General features: G+C 55.3%; 17 protein-coding genes. 10 read left to right on the forward strand and 7 right to left on the reverse strand.

Annotation, left to right across the window (positions count from 1 at the left end):
* Positions 1-24: 24 nt before the first annotated feature.
* Positions 25-780, reverse strand: a complete 756-nt coding sequence (gene moeB / locus ACXI0A_RS08155; RefSeq protein WP_476149448.1) for a molybdopterin-synthase adenylyltransferase MoeB — start codon at positions 778-780, stop codon at positions 25-27.
* On the reverse strand, positions 780-2,015 hold the full coding sequence (moeA, locus tag ACXI0A_RS08160) for a molybdopterin molybdotransferase MoeA (protein WP_476149446.1): 1,236 nt from the start codon (positions 2,013-2,015) through the stop codon (positions 780-782). The genes moeB and moeA overlap by 1 nt, the downstream gene beginning before the upstream one ends.
* Before the next feature lie 228 nt (positions 2,016-2,243).
* Here moeA and ACXI0A_RS08165 point away from each other — a divergent pair, with 228 nt between their 5' ends.
* The 5 genes from ACXI0A_RS08165 (at position 2,244) to gsiD (ending at position 8,558) form a co-directional block, all read left to right on the forward strand.
* On the forward strand, positions 2,244-3,209 hold the full coding sequence (locus tag ACXI0A_RS08165; RefSeq protein WP_476149444.1) for an isoaspartyl peptidase/L-asparaginase: 966 nt from the start codon (positions 2,244-2,246) through the stop codon (positions 3,207-3,209).
* A 9-nt stretch (positions 3,210-3,218) separates the two neighbouring features.
* Positions 3,219-5,072: a glutathione ABC transporter ATP-binding protein GsiA gene (gene gsiA, locus ACXI0A_RS08170; protein WP_476149442.1), complete on the forward strand. Its 1,854-nt coding sequence runs from the start codon at positions 3,219-3,221 to the stop codon at positions 5,070-5,072.
* A gap of 64 nt (positions 5,073-5,136) precedes the next feature.
* Positions 5,137-6,672 carry a glutathione ABC transporter substrate-binding protein GsiB gene (gene gsiB / locus ACXI0A_RS08175; protein ID WP_476149440.1) on the forward strand — a complete coding sequence of 512 codons (1,536 nt, stop codon included), beginning with the start codon at positions 5,137-5,139 and terminating at the stop codon, positions 6,670-6,672.
* Between the two features lie 49 nt (positions 6,673-6,721).
* Positions 6,722-7,642 (forward strand): glutathione ABC transporter permease GsiC, encoded by a 921-nt coding sequence (gene gsiC, locus ACXI0A_RS08180; protein WP_034820789.1) that lies wholly within the window; start codon positions 6,722-6,724, stop codon positions 7,640-7,642.
* Between the two features lie 10 nt (positions 7,643-7,652).
* A complete protein-coding gene (gene gsiD, locus ACXI0A_RS08185) occupies positions 7,653-8,558 on the forward strand; it encodes a glutathione ABC transporter permease GsiD (protein WP_160869966.1) in 906 nt (301 codons plus the stop codon).
* Positions 8,559-8,741: 183 nt separating this feature from the next.
* On the opposite strand, the gene ACXI0A_RS08190 is transcribed toward gsiD, so the two are convergent.
* Positions 8,742-10,409, reverse strand: coding sequence for a methyl-accepting chemotaxis protein (locus ACXI0A_RS08190; RefSeq protein WP_476149438.1), 1,668 nt, complete (start codon positions 10,407-10,409; stop codon positions 8,742-8,744).
* Between the two features lie 114 nt (positions 10,410-10,523).
* Here ACXI0A_RS08190 and ACXI0A_RS08195 point away from each other — a divergent pair, with 114 nt between their 5' ends.
* Positions 10,524-10,973 carry a DUF4385 domain-containing protein gene (locus ACXI0A_RS08195; RefSeq protein WP_211728154.1) on the forward strand — a complete coding sequence of 150 codons (450 nt, stop codon included), beginning with the start codon at positions 10,524-10,526 and terminating at the stop codon, positions 10,971-10,973.
* Here the strand turns inward: ACXI0A_RS08195 and rimO are convergent.
* The gene (rimO, locus tag ACXI0A_RS08200; protein WP_182056420.1) at positions 10,970-12,295 is read right to left on the reverse strand and encodes a 30S ribosomal protein S12 methylthiotransferase RimO; all 1,326 of its coding nucleotides are present in this window, start codon (positions 12,293-12,295) and stop codon (positions 10,970-10,972) included. The genes ACXI0A_RS08195 and rimO overlap by 4 nt on opposite strands.
* A 330-nt stretch (positions 12,296-12,625) precedes the next feature.
* Between rimO and ACXI0A_RS08205 the strand changes: the two genes are divergently transcribed.
* The 3 genes from ACXI0A_RS08205 (at position 12,626) to ACXI0A_RS08215 (ending at position 15,275) form a co-directional block, all read left to right on the forward strand.
* Positions 12,626-13,261 (forward strand): carbonic anhydrase, encoded by a 636-nt coding sequence (locus ACXI0A_RS08205; protein WP_224929664.1) that lies wholly within the window; start codon positions 12,626-12,628, stop codon positions 13,259-13,261.
* Positions 13,262-13,379: 118 nt separating this feature from the next.
* Positions 13,380-14,036: a DUF3313 domain-containing protein gene (locus ACXI0A_RS08210; RefSeq protein WP_224929661.1), complete on the forward strand. Its 657-nt coding sequence runs from the start codon at positions 13,380-13,382 to the stop codon at positions 14,034-14,036.
* A gap of 105 nt (positions 14,037-14,141) precedes the next feature.
* Positions 14,142-15,275: a PQQ-dependent sugar dehydrogenase gene (locus ACXI0A_RS08215; RefSeq protein WP_476149435.1), complete on the forward strand. Its 1,134-nt coding sequence runs from the start codon at positions 14,142-14,144 to the stop codon at positions 15,273-15,275.
* Position 15,276: 1 nt separating this feature from the next.
* Here ACXI0A_RS08215 and ACXI0A_RS08220 read toward each other — a convergent pair whose 3' ends face one another.
* Positions 15,277-15,933, reverse strand: coding sequence for an HAD family hydrolase (locus ACXI0A_RS08220; RefSeq protein ID WP_224929655.1), 657 nt, complete (start codon positions 15,931-15,933; stop codon positions 15,277-15,279).
* Between the two features lie 276 nt (positions 15,934-16,209).
* On the opposite strand from ACXI0A_RS08220, the gene ACXI0A_RS08225 reads away from it, so the two are divergent.
* Entirely contained in the window at positions 16,210-17,415 is a 1,206-nt protein-coding gene (locus ACXI0A_RS08225; RefSeq protein WP_224929652.1) for a serine hydrolase, read from the forward strand.
* A gap of 37 nt (positions 17,416-17,452) precedes the next feature.
* On the opposite strand, the gene ybjG is transcribed toward ACXI0A_RS08225, so the two are convergent.
* A complete protein-coding gene (gene ybjG / locus ACXI0A_RS08230) occupies positions 17,453-18,058 on the reverse strand; it encodes an undecaprenyl-diphosphate phosphatase (protein ID WP_224930313.1) in 606 nt (201 codons plus the stop codon).
* On the reverse strand, positions 18,039-18,800 hold the full coding sequence (locus tag ACXI0A_RS08235) for a phosphatase PAP2 family protein (RefSeq protein ID WP_224929649.1): 762 nt from the start codon (positions 18,798-18,800) through the stop codon (positions 18,039-18,041). The genes ybjG and ACXI0A_RS08235 overlap by 20 nt, the downstream gene beginning before the upstream one ends.
* Between the last annotated feature and the right edge of the window lie 77 nt (positions 18,801-18,877).

An 18,877-nucleotide genomic window follows, 5' to 3' on the forward strand; every position in this document is an offset into this window, starting at 1 on the left:
GGTGCGCAGCCATGCGCACCTTACTTATTTCTGGCCGCACACCTCGCAATGCCTATCCTGCATCACATTCATGCTACGGAATTCTGCACTCATCGCGTCATAGATCAACAAGCGTGCACGGGCAGGTTGCCCCAACGCGGTCAGCACTTTTATTGCCTCTAAAGATTGCATCGCGCCAATCACGCCCACTAACGGCGCCAGCACGCCAGCTTCCACGCAACTTAATGTCTGATCGCCAAACAAGCGGCTAATGCAGCGATAGCACGGTTCGCCGGGCTGCCAGGTAAACACGCTGAGCTGACCTTCCATGCGAATGGCCGCACCGGAAATCAGCGGCACCTTGTGCTGGAAACACAAACGATTGATCTGCTCACGCGCACCAACATTATCCGTGCAGTCTAGCACCGCATCATGGCGCGCGATCAGAGCGCTGAGTTGGGCATCATCCAGCTGTGCATCAATCGCTTCGAGCTGGCAGTGCAGATTAATCGCCGCCAGCTGCTGACGTGCAGACTCCACTTTGGCCAGGCCGATGGTGGCATCACTGTGCAAAATCTGGCGCTGTAAATTGCTGAGGCTGACGGTGTCGAAATCCAGCAAAGTAAGATGGCCTACGCCAGCGGAAGCAAGATAGGGTGCGGCGGCACAACCCAGCCCGCCGAGACCAACGATTAGCACCCGTGAGGCTTTGAGCTTCTCCTGACCGTCAAAATCAAAATCCCGCAGCACGATCTGACGGTTGTAACGCAGCATCTCTTCATGGCTCAGTTCGACGCTCATTAGCCCTCCAGCAGGCTATTGAAAACTTCAACCTCAACCCATTCGCCAGGTTCAACATCCGCACGGTCGCGCTCAAGCACAATAAAGCAGTCGGCCAGGGCGAAAGAACTAAACACGTGCGAACCCTGGGCGCCGGTGCTGCGCACTTCCAGCACGCCGTCTTCACCACGACTGAGAATGCCGCGCTGGAAGTCGAGGCGGCCAGGCGACTTCTTCAAACGCTGGGTAGCGCGGGCGCGTTGGCGCAGCGGCATAATGCGCGTGGTCTGGCCGGTAAGGGTGGCGAGTAAAGGCTGCACCAGCTGATAAAAGGTCACGGCGGCAGACACCGGATTGCCGGGCAGGCCGCAGAACCAGCTGTTGGCCAGACGGCCAAAGGCGAAAGGTTTGCCCGGCTTCATCGCCAGCTTCCAGAAGGTAATTACGCCTAACTCTTCCAGCATCGCTTTGGTGAAATCCGCTTCGCCGACGGATACGCCGCCAGTGCTGATTACCACATCCGCCTGACGATCGGCCTCGCTGAACGCCTGACGCAGCGCCTCGGGATCGTCCGCAATCACACCGAGATCGATCACTTCGCAGCCCAGTTTGTTGAGCATCAGCGATACGGTGAAGCGATTGGTGTCGTAGATTTGACCGTCCGCCAAAGGTTGGCCTACTGCCTGCAACTCATCGCCGGTGGAGAAAATTGCTACGCGCAGTTTGCGCAGCACGCTGACTTCGGCAATACCCAATGAAGCCAGCAGCGGCAACTCGGCGGCGCCCAGGCGGACGCCCGCATCCAGCACCTGTTTACCGGCCTCAATGTCTTCACCGATGCGGCGGATATTTTGCCCGGCGGCCACGGCGGCGGTGATGACGATACCGCCCTCACGCTGCTCGGTTTGCTCCTGCATTACCACGGCATCAAAACCGGCAGGAATCGGCGCACCGGTCATAATGCGAATCACGCTGCCGGCTGGCCATTCGCCGTTGAACGGTGCACCGGCAAAGGCTTTGCCTGCGACCGGGAATTCGCGGTCCGGCGTGATATCGCTGAGACGAACGGCATAACCGTCCATTGCCGAGTTATCAAACGGTGGCACATCCAGCGGGGAAGTCACGGGTTTCGCCGTGATGCGTCCCGCCGCTTCAAACAGCGAGACGCTGAGGCAATCGCTGATGGGTGTGAGCTGTTGCAGCATTTTTTGCTGCGCGTCTTCGAGGGAGATTAATCCTGCGGTGAAAGGTTCCATGTCTGTCTCTGCGTGATGAATTTCTGATGCTGCCTATTATGGTGGCATTTGTCGGCCGAGTCACATGTGACTAAAAATGCATAATCCACAATAAAAGGTTATGACCGGAGATACACTTTCTGCTTTACAAGCCGGGAGTGCCTTTCTATAGTCGAAAATTGCCTAAAAAAGATGAAAACCATTCTAAATCAGTGTTTTTGGTTCTGATTTCCTGACAGGGTACCGGTTATGGCTAAAGCAGTTATCGCAATTCACGGCGGTGCGGGCGCAATCACGCGTGCCGCCATGAGCGCCGAAAAAGAGCAGCACTATCGTCAGCAACTGAACGCAATCGTTACCGCAGGCCAGCAGATTCTCGCCGCAGGCGGCAGCGCGCTGGATGCGGTTACCGAGGCGGTGCGACTGCTGGAAGAGTGCCCACTGTTTAACGCAGGCAAAGGCGCGGTATTTACCCATCAGGGCACTCACGAACTGGATGCCAGCATTATGGATGGCCGCACTCTCGACGTGGGTGCGGTGGCGGGCGTCTGCCACATTCGTAACCCGATCCTGGCGGCGCGTAAAGTAATGGAAAACAGTCCGCACGTGCTGTTTATCGGCGCGGGCGCAGAAGCCTTTGCCGCTGAACAGGGGCTGGAACAGGTTGCGCCGGATTTCTTCTCCACGCCTGAACGCTGGGAGCAGTTACAGCGTGCGCTGAGCAGCCAGCAGATGATGCTCGATCATGATGGTGCCGCGCAAAGTCACAGCGATGACCCGCTCGATCCCGATCGCAAATTCGGCACCGTGGGTGCGGTGGCGCTCGATCTTCAGGGTAATCTGGCGGCCGCCACTTCAACCGGCGGTATGACTAACAAGCAGGTCGGGCGCGTTGGCGATTCGCCGCTCGTCGGCGCGGGCTGCTACGCTAATAATGAAACTGTCGCGGTGTCCTGCACCGGCACGGGTGAAGTGTTTATCCGCACGCTGGCCGCTTATGACGTTTCTGCACAGATGGAGTATGGCGGTCGCACCTTGCAACAGGCCACGGCTAACGTGATTCATGACAAAGTCCAGGAACTCGAGGGCAGCGGCGGGCTGATCGCTGTCGACAGGCACGGCAACGTGGTATTGCCCTTTAACAGTGAAGGGATGTATCGGGGATTCGCTTATGTGGGTGGCGAAGTCGAGGTAGCGATTTACCGCGATAGCTAAGGAGCAGGCATGACGCAGCAGCAGCAGTTTGCACCCGAGCAGGTTCTGGCGGTGCGTGACCTCAACGTACGTTTTGAGCATGAAGGGCGAATCACCGAAGCGGTGCGAAATCTGTCGCTTGACCTGCACCGAGGCGAAACCCTGGCGCTGGTCGGTGAATCAGGCTCAGGAAAATCGGTGACCTCGCTGGCGCTGATGCGTTTGATTCAGCAGGCGGGCGGCGATGTCAGCGGCGAGATCCAGCTGCGTCGACGTAACGGCGAAGTGCTGGATGTTATGCGTGCCTCCGCCGGTCAAATGCGCAAAGTGCGCGGCGCCGATATGGCGATGATTTTCCAGGAGCCGATGACCTCGCTCAACCCGGTTTTCACGGTGGGTGAGCAGATCGCCGAATCCATTCGTTTACATCAGGGTAAAAGTCACCAACAAGCGCAGGCCGAAGCACGGCGTATGCTGGATCTGGTGCGCATACCTGAAGCCCACAACGTGTTATCGCGTTTTCCGCATCAGCTCTCCGGCGGTATGCGCCAGCGCGTGATGATTGCCATGGCGCTGTCGTGCAAACCGGCGTTGCTGATTGCCGATGAGCCCACCACCGCGCTGGACGTCACCATTCAGGCGCAAATTCTGCAACTGATTCGCGTGCTGCAAAAAGAGATGCAGATGGGGGTGATTTTTATCACTCACGACATGGGCGTGGTGGCGGAGATGGCCGATCGCGTACAGGTGATGTATCGCGGCGATGTGGTTGAGCGTGCGCCGGTGCAGCAACTGTTTGATGCGCCTCAGCAGCCTTATACCCGCGCCTTGCTGGCGGCAGTACCGAAGCTGGGTGCGATGAGCGGCCAGCCCCTGCCCGCGAAATTCCCCTTACTGCACACCAATGGCCGAGAAGAGATCGCCACCCCGCAGGATACGGTGCGCAGCGATGAGCCACCCATTTTGCAGGTGCGCGATCTGGTGACGCGCTTTGATATTCGTGGTGGTTTACTCAATCGCGTGAAGCGCCGCGTGCATGCGGTGGAGAAGGTCAGTTTTGATCTGCACGCTGGCGAGACATTGGCGCTGGTGGGCGAATCTGGCTGCGGAAAATCCACAACGGGTCGATCGCTGCTGCGTCTGGTCGCCAGCCAGGGCGGCACCATTACTTTTAATGGTCAGCGAATTGACGCATTGCAGGGCAACGCGCTGGCTTCGCTGCGCCGCGACATTCAGTTCATTTTTCAGGACCCTTACGCCTCCCTCGATCCGCGCCTGACGGTGGGTTTCTCGATTATGGAACCGCTGCTGGTGCATAAAACCATGGATCGGCGACAGGCGGAAAAGCGCGTCGCCTGGCTGCTGGAGCGCGTCGGTTTACTGCCGGAGCATGCGCAGCGCTATCCACACGAATTTTCAGGTGGCCAGCGCCAGCGCATCTGCATCGCTCGCGCATTGGCGCTGAACCCTAAAGTGGTGATTGCCGATGAGTCAGTCTCGGCGCTGGATGTGTCGATTCAGGCGCAAATCATCAATCTGATGCTCGACCTGCAGCGCGAGTTTGGCATCGCCTTCTTATTTATTTCTCACGATATGGCGGTGGTAGAACGCATCAGTCATCGCGTGGCCGTGATGTATCTCGGACAGATTGTGGAAATGGGGCCGCGTCAGGCGGTGTTTGAGCAGCCGCGCCATCCTTACACGAAAAAACTGATGGCCGCGGTGCCGGTCGCCGATCCGGCGCACCGTCATCGCGAGCGGGCGTTAATGGTGGATGAGATCCCCAGCCCGATCCGCCCATTGGGTGATGAGCCAGAAGTGGCACCGTTACTGGAAGTGGCACCCGGGCATTTTGTTGCCCGCCACGCCATTAGCGGCGCCTGAGCAGCAAGCAACCGCGTCATCCACGGATGTCGCGCATGACAGGGATTACAGGAGAACGATAACAATGCACCACATTATGCGAAAAGGGGTTATCACTGCCGGGTTGTTGAGTTCAGCGTTGGCGATGCCAGCGTGGGCAGCGAAGGACGTGGTGATTGCTGTGGCGTCAACCTTTACCACCATGGATCCGTACGACGCCAATGACACATTGTCGCAGTCGGTGGCCAAGGCGTTCTATCAGGGACTGTTCGGCTTCGATAAAGACATGAAGCTGCAAAACGTGTTAGCGGAAAGCTATCAGGCGAGCAGCGATGGCTTAACTTACACCATCAAACTGCGCTCGGGCGTGAAGTTCCAGGATGGCACCGATTTCAACGCGGAAGCGGTGAAGGCCAACATCGACCGTGCCAGCAACCCGGATAATCACCTCAAGCGTTATAACCTGTTCAAGTATGTCGCCAGCACCGAAGCGGTGGATCCGACCACGGTGAAGATTACCCTGAAGCAGCCGTTCTCGGCCTTCATCAATAATCTGGCGCACCCGGCGGCAGTGATGATTTCGCCTACCGCGCTGAAGAAATACGGCAAGGACATTGGCTTCCATCCGGTCGGTACCGGTCCGTATGAGTTTGTTACCTGGAATCAGACCGACTTCGTCAAGGTGAAGAAGTGGGATGGCTACTGGAAAAAAGGTTATCCGAAGCTGGATAGCATCACTTTCCGCCCGGTGGTGGACAACAACACCCGTGCAGCGATGTTGCAGACCGGCGAAGCGACCTTTGCTTTCCCGGTGCCGTTTGAGCAGGCCAAATTGCTGCAGGGCAACAGCAAGCTTGATGTGGTCACCACGCCATCAATCATGCAGCGTTACATCAGTCTCAACGTGACGCAGAAGCCGTTTGATAACCCGAAAGTGCGTGAAGCGCTGGAATACGCAATCAACCGTGAGGCGCTTGTCAAAGTGGCGTTTGCTGGTTATGCCACACCAGCCACTGGCATCGTGCCACCGGCGATTGATTTCGCGCAGAAATACCCGGCGATCAAATATGACCCGGCCAAAGCACGTGAGCTGTTAAAAGAAGCCGGCTTCCCGAACGGTTTCGAAACGACTTTGTGGTCATCTCATAACCACAGCACCGCGCAGAAGGTGTTGCAGTTCACTCAGCAGCAGCTGGCGCAGGTCGGTGTGAAGGTTAAAGTCACCGCGATGGATGCTGGTCAGCGTGCCGCAGAAGTCGAGAGTAAAGGGCAGAAAGAGAGCGGTGTGCGCATGTTCTACACCGGCTGGTCTGCTTCTACAGGCGAAGCTGACTGGGCGCTGACGCCACTGTTTGCTACCACCTCCTGGCCGCCAGCCATCTTTAACACGGCGTTCTACAGCAATCCGCAGGTGGATAAAGATCTGAGCGATGCACTGAAAACCACCGATCGTGAACAGAAAGCCAAACTGTACAAAGACGCTCAGGATCGCATCTGGAGCGATCATCCGTGGATCCCGCTGGTGGTTGAGCAGTTGCTCTCCGCGAACAATAAAAACCTCACCGGTTTTTATGTCATGCCCGACACCTCATTCAATTTTGATGAGGCGGATCTGAAGTAACAGGCGCGGCCAGCCTTGCGAGGCTGGCCGCTGCTGCGCAGGATTTTGCATGCTCAATTATTTTCTCAAACGATTACTGGGGCTGATCCCCACGCTGCTGATTGTCGCGGTGCTGGTGTTCCTGTTTGTGCACCTGCTGCCGGGCGATCCGGCGCGCCTGATTGCCGGACCGGAAGCCGATGCTTCAGTGGTGGCGCTGGTGCGTCAGGAGCTGGGCCTTGATCAGCCGCTGATCCAGCAGTTCTGGCACTTTATCCTCAATGCCTTGCAGGGAGATTTCGGCCAGTCGATGGTGTCGAAACGCCCGGTCTCGGAAGAGATTGCCGCACGCTTCTTCCCGACGCTGTGGCTGACGCTGACCAGCATGGTGTGGGCAGTGATTTTCGGTATGACCATCGGCATTACATCCGCCGTCTGGCGCAACCGCTGGCCCGATCGCATCGGCATGACGCTGGCCGTATCCGGTATCTCCTTTCCCGCTTTTGCCTTGGGCATGCTGCTGATGCAGGTGTTCTCTGTGGAGCTGGGTTGGTTGCCGACCGTCGGCGCCGACAGCTGGAAACACTATATTCTGCCGTCCATTACCCTGGGCGCGGCGGTCGCGGCAGTAATGGCGCGCTTTACCCGCGCCTCGTTTGTCGAGGTGATGCAGGAAGATTATATGCGCACCGCGCGCGCCAAAGGGGTTCGTGAATCGCTGGTGGTGGTCAAGCACGGCCTGCGCAATGCGATGATTCCGGTGGTGACCATGATGGGCCTGCAGTTTGGTTTCCTGCTCGGTGGCTCGATTGTGGTGGAAGTGGTGTTTAACTGGCCCGGTTTAGGCCGCTTGTTGGTGGACTCGGTGGAGATGCGTGATTACCCGGTGATTCAGGCCGAAGTATTGCTGTTCTCGCTGGAGTTTATTTTGATTAATTTGATTGTCGATATGCTGTACGCGGCGATCAACCCGGCCATCCGTTACAGATAAGGAGTCGCAATTGAAGAACTGGCGACGCGCAGCGGCATTGAAAACCATGCCGATGATGACGGAAACCCGGGTACGTACGCCGTGGCGCGAATTCTGGCGCCGCTTTCGCCATCAACATGTGGCGATGGTGGCGGGCTTATTTGTGCTGCTGTTGATTGTGGTGGCGTTCATCGCACCGTTTATTGCCCCGTTTGATGCGGAAAACTATTTTGACTATGACCGGCTGAATGACGGGCCGTCGATGATGCACTGGTTTGGCGTGGATTCGCTGGGACGTGACATTTTTAGCCGCGTGCTGGTCGGCACGCGCATCTCACTGATTGCTGGTTTCTTCTCGGTGGCGATCGGTGCGCTAATTGGCACGGTGCTGGGATTGCTGGCGGGCTATTACGAAGGCTGGTGGGATCGGATTACCATGCGTATCTGTGATGTACTGTTTGCTTTCCCCGGTATTCTGCTGGCGATTGCGGTGGTGGCGATCATGGGCAGCGGCATGAGCAACGTGATTGTGGCGGTGGCGATTTTCAGTATTCCGGCATTTGCTCGTCTGGTACGTGGCAACACGCTGGTGCTGAAACATCAAACCTTTATTGAATCAGCCCGCAGTATCGGCGCATCCGACTGGACGATTATTATGCGTCACATTCTGCCCGGTACGGTGTCATCGATTGTGGTCTATTTCACCATGCGTATCGGGACGTCGATTATCACGGCAGCAAGTTTGTCATTCCTGGGTTTGGGCGCTCAGCCACCTACGCCGGAATGGGGCGCGATGCTCAATGAAGCGCGTGCCGATATGGTGATTGCGCCGCATGTGGCAATCTTCCCCAGTCTGGCGATTTTCCTGACGGTGCTGGCGTTTAATCTGCTGGGGGATGGGCTGCGGGATGCGTTGGATCCGAAGTTAAAAACCTGAAATGTTGAAGAGGTGCGCATGAATGCGCACCCTACGAAATCCCACTTCGTACATTGGTCCGCCATAAATCTGCATCCTACGAAATCCCACTTTCGCACATTGGATCGCCATTAATGCGCGCCCTACAAACCTGCACTTGTTCCTGTAGGGTCGCCATTCATGGCGACCAGGATTTTTGTCGACTCAGAAAGTTTCCCAGTTGTCGTTACTGTGCGCACCGGCAGCGGCCAGGGCACGTGGTGGTGGTGCGACAGGGGCTTTCGCCGTGTTTGTCACCGGTGCGATCACTGCCCGCGTCCCGGTTTTAAAACGCGCCACCGCCGAGGATAAACTGCTGGCCTGCTGCTCCAGCGAAGCCGAGGCGTTAGCGGATTCCTGCACCAGCGTGGCGTTCTGCTGCGTCACGCGATCCATCTCGTTTACCGCTACACCAATCTGATCGATGCCGCGACTCTGCTCGTCAGAAGCTGACGCAATTTCGCCCATGATATCGGTCACGCGCGTCACCGCACTGACGATCTCCTGCATGGTATCGCCCGCGCTGCTCACCTGCTGTGAACCTAAATTAACGCGCTGCACGGAACCCTCAATCAGCAGCTTAATCTCTTTCGCTGCCTGCGCACTGCGCTGTGCCAGATTACGTACTTCACCCGCGACCACCGCAAAACCACGCCCCTGTTCACCGGCGCGTGCGGCCTCCACGGCAGCATTCAGCGCCAGAATATTGGTCTGGAAGGCAATACCATCGATCACGCTGGTGATATCAGCGATTTTCTTCGAGCTGTCGGCGATATCGCGCATGGTTTTCACTACGCCATCCACCACGTTGCCGCCTTTGTCAGCGGTTTCCGAGGCAGTTTTCGCCAGCTGTGTCGCCTGACGCGCGTTATCGGCGTTTTGTTTTACGGTTGCGGTCAGCTCTTCCATGCTGGCGGCAGTCTCTTCCAGCGAGGCGGCCTGTTGTTCGGTACGGGAGGAGAGATCGTTATTACCGTTAGCGATAGCGCTGGCACTGCCGAAAATGGCATCGGCACTGTCGCGCACATTGTTGATCGTGCCCAGCAGTGCTTGCTGCATATGGTTAAGGCTCGCGGCAATGGCGGCCATTTCACTGTGTCCTTCAATCTTCAAACTGGCGGAGAGATCGCCATCGGCAAAGCGCTCCATCTGCTGCTGAACTTGCTTCATCGGCGCTAACAGGATGCGGCGAACCAGCAGCCACACCACCAGCAGCAACAGCACCACAATCACTGCCATCACAGCAACCATCACCAGCATATGCTGATAAGTGCTATCGTTATCTGCAGCGCGGGAATTGATTAACTGAACGTTGTCGCCACGCCACTGCTTGTAGGCCGCTTCCAAATCATCCTGTGCTTGCTGTGCATCCAGCTCGCCATAGGCGGCGTAGTTGTTGGCTTGCAGGAACACAGCGGATTGATTTAAAAGCTGATAATAAGCGGTAAATTTGCTTTCAATGCGCTCGGCGGCTGCCGCACTTTGCCCTGCAATACGCGGGACACTTTTGTAGCGGTCAAAGTGCTGTTTGGCTTCATCAAGCGAGGCGCCCGCGGAAACCAGCAGCTTGTTGATGGCAGCGCGTGAAGCATCGTCGGTCTGATTTTTCAGGATGCGAATCGCTACGCGGTTTATGATAACGCGCGTTTTCACCAGCGTTTGCCAGCTATCGGAGAACTCACGTTGTTGATGCGATAGTTGGTTACTGGCGGTGAAATTATGCTGGCCAGCAATCAGGGAAGATAAAAACAGTGAGCCGGAGATGGCCTGCATAGCGGTGAATACCAACAGCATCAATATGATGGCAGTCACAATTTTCATTTTCGTTAACATGATTTTCCCTGAGCAAAGTAGGCTAGTAGAGAAGTTATCGGTGTAAAAGCACATTGCTTAAGAGCCGCAAAAAAATAATTGCAGTAAGTGATAATGTCGTGCAGGAGAAATGCAGTGAAACCCTTTGATTACGAACAAGACTTTAAGAACATCGATTTCCGACAGCGGCCAGATCTTTATCAGGTAGGACGCGGTGAGCAGGGGGTATTGATGGTGGAGCCTTATAAGAGCGAAATTCTGCCATTCTGGCGCTTCCGGACCGTGGAATTGGCTCAGGAATCTTCCGTTCAGATCATGCAGTTGTTTGAGGACTATCGCGCACAAGACGACTTTGTCGGCATGGATATGGCGCGAAAATTTATTCAGATGGGATATACCCGCGCGCGCCGCTATAGCAATCACAAAGGCGGACGTAAATATGATGCGGACGGTAACGAGTTACCGCGCACCACTGAAAAAGAAAAGGCCGCAGCGGCGGCCATATTCAAATCATGCTGGGATCGGCTGAGATCGGATACCGATTATCTGGCGCGCAAACGTGCGCACCAGCAGCAGCACGGTTAAACGCGCGTACCCCATAAATCGTACTCATCGGCGTGTTCAACTTTGACACGCACCACATCACCGACTTTCACCTGACGATCGCCATTCAGATACACCGCGCCGTCGATCTCAGGTGCATCGGCCATGCTGCGGCCAACCGCGCCTTCTTCATCCACTTCATCGATGAGTACCAGCACTTCACGGCCGATTTTCTCCTGCAGACGTTCGCTGGAGATTTTCTGCTGCAGCTGCATAAAGCGATCGAAACGCTCCTGCTTCACCTCTTCTGGCACCTGGTCCGGCAGTTGGTTGGCAGTCGCGCCTTCAACCGGGCTGTACTGGAAGCAGCCGACGCGATCCAGGCGCGCTTCCTTCAGGAAGTCGAGCAGCATCTGGAAATCTTCTTCGGTTTCACCGGGGAAGCCGACGATAAAGGTCGAACGCAGCGTCAGTTCCGGGCAAATTTCACGCCAGCGTTTGATGCGCTCCAGCGTCCGTTCAACCGCACCAGGACGCTTCATCAGCTTCAGAATGCGCGGGCTGGCGTGCTGCAATGGAATATCGAGGTACGGCAGGATTTTGCCTTCGGCCATCAGCGGAATCACGTCATCCACATGCGGGTACGGGTAGACATAGTGCAGGCGCACCCATACGCCGAGTTTCGCCAGCTGCTCGCACAGGCTCACCATGCTGGTTTTCACCGGGGATCCATTCCAGAAACCGGTGCGGTGTTTCACGTCAACGCCGTAAGCCGAAGTATCCTGTGAGATCACCAGCAGCTCTTTCACGCCGGCTTCCACCAGACGTTTGGCTTCATCCAGCACCGAACCAATCGGACGGCTATCAAGATCGCCACGCATGGACGGGATAATGCAGAAGGTGCAGCGATGGTTACAGCCTTCGGAGATTTTCAGGTAAGCGTAGTGGCGTGGCGTCAGCTTAACGCCTTGCTCTGGCACCAGGCTCAGGAACGGGTTGTGCTCCGGCTTTGGCACATAGGTGTGCACGTGTGACAGCACTTGCTCGTAGCTGTGCGGACCAGTGATCTCCAGCACCTTGGGATGCACTTCACGGATCTGATCTACTTTGGCGCCGAGGCAGCCGGTAACGATCACTTTGCCGTTCTCGTTCAGCGCTTCACCGATCGCTTCCAGTGATTCCTGTACGGCGCTATCAATAAATCCACAGGTGTTAACGATGACGATCTCCGCATCATCGTAGCGTGGCACCACATCGTAGCCTTCAGTACGCAGTTCCGTCAGGATGCGTTCAGAGTCGACGAGGTTTTTTGGGCAGCCGAGTGAGACGAAGCCTACGCGCGGCGGATTTTTGACATGGCTCATAAGGATAATAATTCATCATAATTAGTGTGGATAGGCGGGGGATTGTACAGAGGTTGCGAGGGAAAATGTATAGGTGATGTAAGAATCTCCTTAACCGCAAAATGAGTGTTTCCCGCTATGCTTATCAGAGCCGTTATCAGCTCAAATCGTCGCCGATTAGCTTTGCGGCTGCGAAGCGTTAACGGTGATCCGAGTTGTGTAATCCAGCCTGTTTTGCTTAAATGCTCGGTTGGTGATTGTAAGTTATTCACCGCACTGAAGAATTTGAACGCGTGCTGACGGTGCAGATCGTACCGCCAGCGCAGATGCGGATAAAGTGAGAGCAGACAAATGCAAGAGATCGTTAAAGGTTTTCTGAATTTCCAACAGAATGTGTTCCCTGAAAGGAAGGATCTTTTCAAAAGTCTGGCGTCAAACCAGAATCCCAAAGCCCTGTTTATCTCCTGCTCAGACAGCCGTCTGGTGCCTGAATTAGTCACCCAATCCGAGCCAGGCCAGCTGTTCGTGATCCGTAACGCCGGTAATATTGTGCCGCCGTTTGGTCCAGAACCGGGTGGTGTGTCCGCGACGATTGAATACGCGGTGGTCGCGCTGGGCGTCACTGAAATCATCATTTGCGGTCACTCCAACTGTGGTGCCATGAACGCCATCGCTTCTAATGCGGATTTAGAAAGCATGCCCGCGGTCGATCACTGGTTGCATTACGCCAATGCCGCGAAAGCCGTGGTGGAAGAGCGTAACTATGAAGCGGTGGAAACCCGACTCAAAGAGATGGTCAAAGAGAACGTCATTGCCCAGCTGCACAATATCAAAACACACCCTTCAGTAGCCGTTGCGCTGCGCAAAGGCAAAGTTCGCCTGCATGGATGGGTTTATGATATTGAGAGCGGTGGAATCATTGCCCTGACCAAAGGTGGCGAAAGTTTCATTTCGTTGTCTGAGAATCCTGAGACCTGCTTCGAGTGATTCCCCTAACCACCTGCAATGCAGGTGGTTTCTTCTCCCATTCTGAGAAAATTCCCCGCTAAAGCGCAGCGTGCGCTCTACACTTGAGAAGCGATTTACCTCTTATAAGGGCCTTCTCATGCGATTTCGTCTTTATATTCCTGCTTTAACGCTGGCCATGCTGGCGGTGGGTTGTACCTCTCATGTTGCGGATAAACAGCAGTATTCCGGGTTCCTCGGCGATTACAGTCAGTTAAAATCTGAACAGTCACCGAGCGGGAAACCGACATTGCGCTGGATCTCACCGGATTATCACAGCGCGAATTACACGAATGTGGTGTTTGAACCGGTGGTTTATTACCCTGCTGCGCGTCCGACTGAACGCATCAGCCAGCAGACTTTGGATGAAATTCGTCAATACACCGATAGCCAGTTAAAACGGGCTGTGGCAGAGCGTAAGCCTGTCGTCGCGAAACCGGGTGCGCGTACGCTGCGGGTGAAGAGCGCAATTACTGCGGTAACGGCGGAAAACGAAGGGATGCAGTTCTATGAAGTGGTGCCGATTGCGGCGGTTGTCGCCAGCACCATGGCGGCCACCGGCCATCGCACCCAGAACAGTGCGCTGTTCCTGGAGGTGGAAGCGGTCGATGCGCAGACCGGAAAACCGATGATCAAAGCCGTACGTAAGGCCTTCGGCAAGTCACTGCCCAACAACAGCGCGCCGATTACGCTCAACGATGTGCGTCCAGGCATCGATGAGATGGTGCGTGATGTAGTGGCCTTCTCAGCGCCTTAATCCCGTCGCCCGGCGTTATGTCGGGCTTAATGTTTTGTAAATCCTGCACATCCTTTCTTACTGGCTGACTACCCTTAACGGCAGACCGTGATAAAGGAGAATCCCATGCGTTTACTGCCTGTCGCGCTGTTGCTTGGCGCATTGAGTTATGCCCATTCGACCCTGGCTGCTGATGTTCAGGTTCAGGTACTTCAGGACAAACTCGACCATCCGTGGTCGGTGGCTTTTTTGCCCGACAATCAAACATTGTTAATTACGGAACGATCCGGGCAACTGCGCAGTTGGCAGCCAGGTAAAGGACTGTCGCAGCCGATTAGCGGCGTGCCAAAAGTCTGGGCTAATCGGCAAGGTGGTTTACTGGATGTGGTGCTGGCCCCCGACTTTGCCCAGAGCCGCCGCGTGTGGCTCAGTTACACCACGGCAGATGCTGAAGGGCGGGCTGGCGGGGTGGTGGGTTATGGCCGACTCAGTGAAGATAATCGTCAATTGAGTGATTTTAAGGTGGTGCTGGAGCAGACACCCAAGCTCTCCAGCGGCGCCAATATTGGAACTCGCCTCGCATTTGATGGCCAGGGCTATCTCTACATTGCGTTTGGCGACAACTTTTCCAGCCTCAGTGCCCAACAGCTCGACAAGCTATCAGGTAAAATCGTGCGTCTGACGCAGAACGGTGAAATCCCAGCGGATAATCCCTTTGTCCAGCGCAAAGACGCGCGTGCAGAAATCTGGTCCTATGGCATGCGTAATCCGCAGGGGCTAGCTTTCAATCCGTGGACGCAGCAGATGTGGGAGAGTGAACACGGCCCGCGCGGCGGCGATGAAGTTAATATCCCGCAGAAAGGCAAAAATTACGGCTGGCCATTGGCCACCTACGGTATTGATTACAGCGGACAGAAAGTGCCGGAAGCGCAGGGCACGCACGTGGCCGGCACGGAACAACCGCAGTTTTGGTGGAAGGTGTCTCCGGCCATCAGCGGGATGGCGTTTTACAACAGCGCACGTTTTCCACAGTGGAAAAATTCCCTTTTTATCGGCGCTTTGAAGGAAAAAAGCCTGATTCGCTTGCGGGTGAACGGTGAGAAAGTGGTCGAAGAGCAGCGATTGCTGGAGGATCGCGGTGAACGTATCCGCGATGTGCGTCAGGGGCCGGATGGTTATCTCTATGTGCTCACCGATGAAGCCAACGGCAAACTGCTGAAAGTAGGGCTGGCGGAACCCGCCAGCGCCTCACGCGGTTAACTTAACGTACCCAGTTACAGACTTCCCAACCGCGCTGCTGTGCTTGCTCCAGCAGCAGCGCATTTGGGTTGATCACCCAGGCGTGATCCGCGTGATTGAGCAGCGGTAAATCGTTCATGGAGTCGCTGTAAGCCCATGTACGATCAAAACGTTGATCCTGTTGTAAAGCTTTCCAGTCGCTCAAACGGGTGACTTTCCCTTCACGATAGGTGGCGGTGCCATAAATCTGTCCGCTGTAGCGCTCGTCTACCACTTCAACGCCAATCGCCAACGCGCCATGAACCCCCAAACGTTGCGCAATCGGCACCGCCAGATGATCGCCGCTGGCGGTAATGATCATCACGGTGTCGCCGCGTTGCTGATGCCAGTTAATGCGTTCTCGTGCGGCGGGGAAGACGCGTGGCAGAATATCGCGATGGATAAAACGCCGCACCCAACCCTCAACCGTCAGGGTCGCCATACCGGCGAGCGGGGAAAGCGTAGTACTCATATACTCTTCAATCGACAGGGTGCCGGCATGGTATTTCTCCATCAAGGCTTGTTCCTGAGAGATGAGTGCTTCGGGGGCAAATCCCTGTGAGACCAGCCAGCGCAGCCACAGGCTGGTACTGTCTTCACAAATCAGGGTTTCGTCCAGATCGAAAACGGCTAAGTCCATCGTGGTTCTCCTCGGGCTGATTGGCATCAGGTTAGCGGAATTTTGTGACTGGCTTAACCGTTCTGCGAAAAATCGGAATTTCTCTCACTTTTTCCACTACGGCAGAACAGGAAAAGTGGCAGCGCATCGGGGTTGGTGCCAGGGTTACTCTAATAAACTCTATAAAACTTTACGGTTGGATGGTTTTGTTCGCAGGTGGTAAGCGTGTAGCTTTTAATAAGACATGTCTTACCTGCTAGAAAACCATGATTTAACAAGGACAATCTGGTCACGCTCATGAGAAAAAATTCCGTCATTTCTGCCTTGCGGCCGCTGGCTGCCACTTCATTATTAGTGCTTTTCCTTCCCGTCACCACTCAGGCTGAACAGGCGCCTGCTGCACCGCAAATCGAGGCCAAAGCCTGGGTTCTGATGGACTACAACAGCGGCAAAATATTGGCAGAGTCCAATGCCGACCAGCGGTTGGATCCCGCCAGCCTGACCAAAATGATGACCAGCTATGTCGTCGGCCAGGCGTTAAAGTCCGGCAAGATCCATAACGATGATCTGGTGACCATCGGTCAGGACGCATGGGCAACCGGCAACCCGAAATTGCGCGGCTCCTCGCTGATGTTCCTCAAACCCGGTGACCGCATTCCGGTTTCTGAACTCAACAAGGGCGTGGTGATTCAGTCAGGCAATGATGCCTGCATCGCACTGGCCGATTATGTCGCCGGTAGCCAGGACTCGTTTATCGGTCTGATGAACAATTACGTTAAGGCGTTTGGATTACAGAATACCCACTTTATGACCGTGCACGGTCTGGATGCTGATGGCCAATACAGTACCGCGCGCGATATGGCGATCATCGGCCAGCGTCTGATTAGCGATGTGCCTGAAGAGTATGCGTTAAACAGCGAGAAAGAGTTCACCTTTAATCATATTAAGCAGATGAACCGTAACCGCCTGCTGTGGAGCAGTAACCTCAAGGTGGATGGGATTAAAACCGGACATACCTCGGGCGCGGGTAATAACCTGGTCGCGTCTGCCGTGGACGGAGATATGCGTTTGATTTCGGTGGTGCTGGGCACGCAAACCGATGCGATTCGCTTCCGTGAAAGTGAGAAGCTGCTGACCTGGGGCTTCCGTTTCTACGAAACCGTGACGCCGATAAAAACGGATAAGCCTTTTGCCCAGCAGCGCGTGTGGTTTGGTGAGCAGAGTCAGGTCAATCTAGGCGTGGCGAAAGACGCAGCGATCACGGTGCCGAAAGGGCAGATGAAAAACCTCAAGGCGAGTTTCACCCTGAATTCACCGCAGCTGGAAGCACCGCTGGAGAAGAATCAGGTGGTGGGCACCATTGATTTCCAGCTGGATGGCAAAACGATAGATCAGCGCCCGCTGGTGGTGATGGAAGCGGTGCCGGAGGGCGGATTTGTTGGCCGTATCTGGGATTTCATCATGATGAAATTCAACGGTTGGTTTGGAAAGTGGTTTAGCTAATCCGATATGAGGCGACCCGAGCGGGTCGCCCTTTATACTATCCGCGCACCCAGCCTTTTTTGATCGGCATGGCGAACAGTGAGCGATACACCTGATGCGTAAACGCCAGCATGCGGTCGCCATACAGCTGCCATGCCATATGCGAAGCCAGACACGCCAGTAATCCCACCAAAAATCCGCCCAGCATATCCATTGGCCAATGTACGCCCAGATAGACGCGCGACCAGGCAATGGTGCTGCCGACCGCCAGTAAAATCACCCCTGACCACAGGCGGTGCCAGAAGATAAACGCCAGCGCAAAGGTAAAGATGGTGGTGCCATGATCGCTGGGGTAAGAGTCATCGGCGGCGTGTGCCAGGAATTGATGTCCAAAGCCAATGGCAAACGGGCGCGGATGTGGCAGCAGCTGGCCGACACACCAGGAAATACTTAACGCGTAAATCAGCGCCATGCCGGTTTTCAGAACCAGCGCGCGTTGAGATTGCACCTGCTCACGCGGTCCCCAAAACCACAATGCCACAATCAGCAGTGGGACAATGGCAATCACATCTTTGGCGATAAAGGTCGCCAGGTTAATCAACCATGGCGGTGAATCCGTCGTGGCGTTGATCCATAGAAATAGGCTATGGTTGAGCGCTTCCATCACGTTTGCTTTTCCTCATCTTGTCTACCCAAAAAGAAACACCAGCAAAAATCAGCACCTGGCTCAGCCACACCCACCATCCCGACCACAGATTGTGAGAGAAGAAGTGGGCACCGCGCATCACCTGGCCGTATCCCATCAGCAAACCGACCGCGATTCCGAACAACAGTGCGATGACGGCGCGGCGTGGACGCTCGGGCCACCACAGGAAGAACAGCGCCATCAGGGCAAAGCCGCTGGAAGCGTGACCGCCTGGGAAACATTGCCCCGGACCGCTATTGACCGGTGTGGGATCCAGCAGTACAAAACTGGCTGCCTTACCGCCAAACATCGCCAAATCCCACGGACAGGAGTGCGCGCTGTGCGCCTTCAGGATGCCCACCACTAACGGCCCCATACCAAACAGCAGGGCCACCAGCACGCGACGGCCATCGCGTATCTGCACCCCACGTAACAACATCAATACCGCACCGGCGATAATCACATCCTTGAACAAGCGATGATTGATCAGATCCAGCCAGCGATTGTGCTGCAATGGAAATGTCTGCGTTTGTGGGTCAAACCACCGCTGACTGATGGCGATATCCAGGTTTTCGTGGCGTGACCACCACATAAACACCAGTGCCGAAATTGCCAGTAAAATAAAGTTGATAGCGTAAAAGCGACCAGACAAACAATAAATAGTCGGGCTCTTAATCTTATCGCGGGTTGTTGGAGTGTTTAACTTTGATGAAAGTTGCATGAATGTTTGAAAATAGCGAAACCAGAATCGCAGGGTCGCAATTTACGCTTAGGAGAACCTTAAGCGGCAGGGATTAC

Source organism: Pantoea sp. C1E2, assembly GCF_056491465.1.

Excerpts from the sequence above, each read along its gene's own strand:
- ybjG (WP_224930313.1), bottom strand. The coding sequence starts at position 18,058 with ATGGAAGCGCTCAACCATAGCCTATTTCTATGGATCAACGCCACGACG.
- moeB (WP_476149448.1), bottom strand. The coding sequence starts at position 780 with ATGAGCGTCGAACTGAGCCATGAAGAGATGCTGCGTTACAACCGTCAG.
- moeA (WP_476149446.1), bottom strand. The coding sequence starts at position 2,015 with ATGGAACCTTTCACCGCAGGATTAATCTCCCTCGAAGACGCGCAGCAA.
- gsiC (WP_034820789.1), top strand. The coding sequence starts at position 6,722 with ATGCTCAATTATTTTCTCAAACGATTACTGGGGCTGATCCCCACGCTG.
- ACXI0A_RS08220 (WP_224929655.1), bottom strand. The coding sequence starts at position 15,933 with ATGGACTTAGCCGTTTTCGATCTGGACGAAACCCTGATTTGTGAAGAC.
- ACXI0A_RS08165 (WP_476149444.1), top strand. The coding sequence starts at position 2,244 with ATGGCTAAAGCAGTTATCGCAATTCACGGCGGTGCGGGCGCAATCACG.
- ACXI0A_RS08205 (WP_224929664.1), top strand. The coding sequence starts at position 12,626 with ATGCAAGAGATCGTTAAAGGTTTTCTGAATTTCCAACAGAATGTGTTC.
- rimO (WP_182056420.1), bottom strand. The coding sequence starts at position 12,295 with ATGAGCCATGTCAAAAATCCGCCGCGCGTAGGCTTCGTCTCACTCGGC.
- gsiA (WP_476149442.1), top strand. The coding sequence starts at position 3,219 with ATGACGCAGCAGCAGCAGTTTGCACCCGAGCAGGTTCTGGCGGTGCGT.
- ACXI0A_RS08210 (WP_224929661.1), top strand. The coding sequence starts at position 13,380 with ATGCGATTTCGTCTTTATATTCCTGCTTTAACGCTGGCCATGCTGGCG.
- ACXI0A_RS08225 (WP_224929652.1), top strand. The coding sequence starts at position 16,210 with ATGAGAAAAAATTCCGTCATTTCTGCCTTGCGGCCGCTGGCTGCCACT.
- ACXI0A_RS08235 (WP_224929649.1), bottom strand. The coding sequence starts at position 18,800 with ATGCAACTTTCATCAAAGTTAAACACTCCAACAACCCGCGATAAGATT.
- ACXI0A_RS08215 (WP_476149435.1), top strand. The coding sequence starts at position 14,142 with ATGCGTTTACTGCCTGTCGCGCTGTTGCTTGGCGCATTGAGTTATGCC.
- ACXI0A_RS08190 (WP_476149438.1), bottom strand. The coding sequence starts at position 10,409 with ATGTTAACGAAAATGAAAATTGTGACTGCCATCATATTGATGCTGTTG.
- gsiB (WP_476149440.1), top strand. The coding sequence starts at position 5,137 with ATGCACCACATTATGCGAAAAGGGGTTATCACTGCCGGGTTGTTGAGT.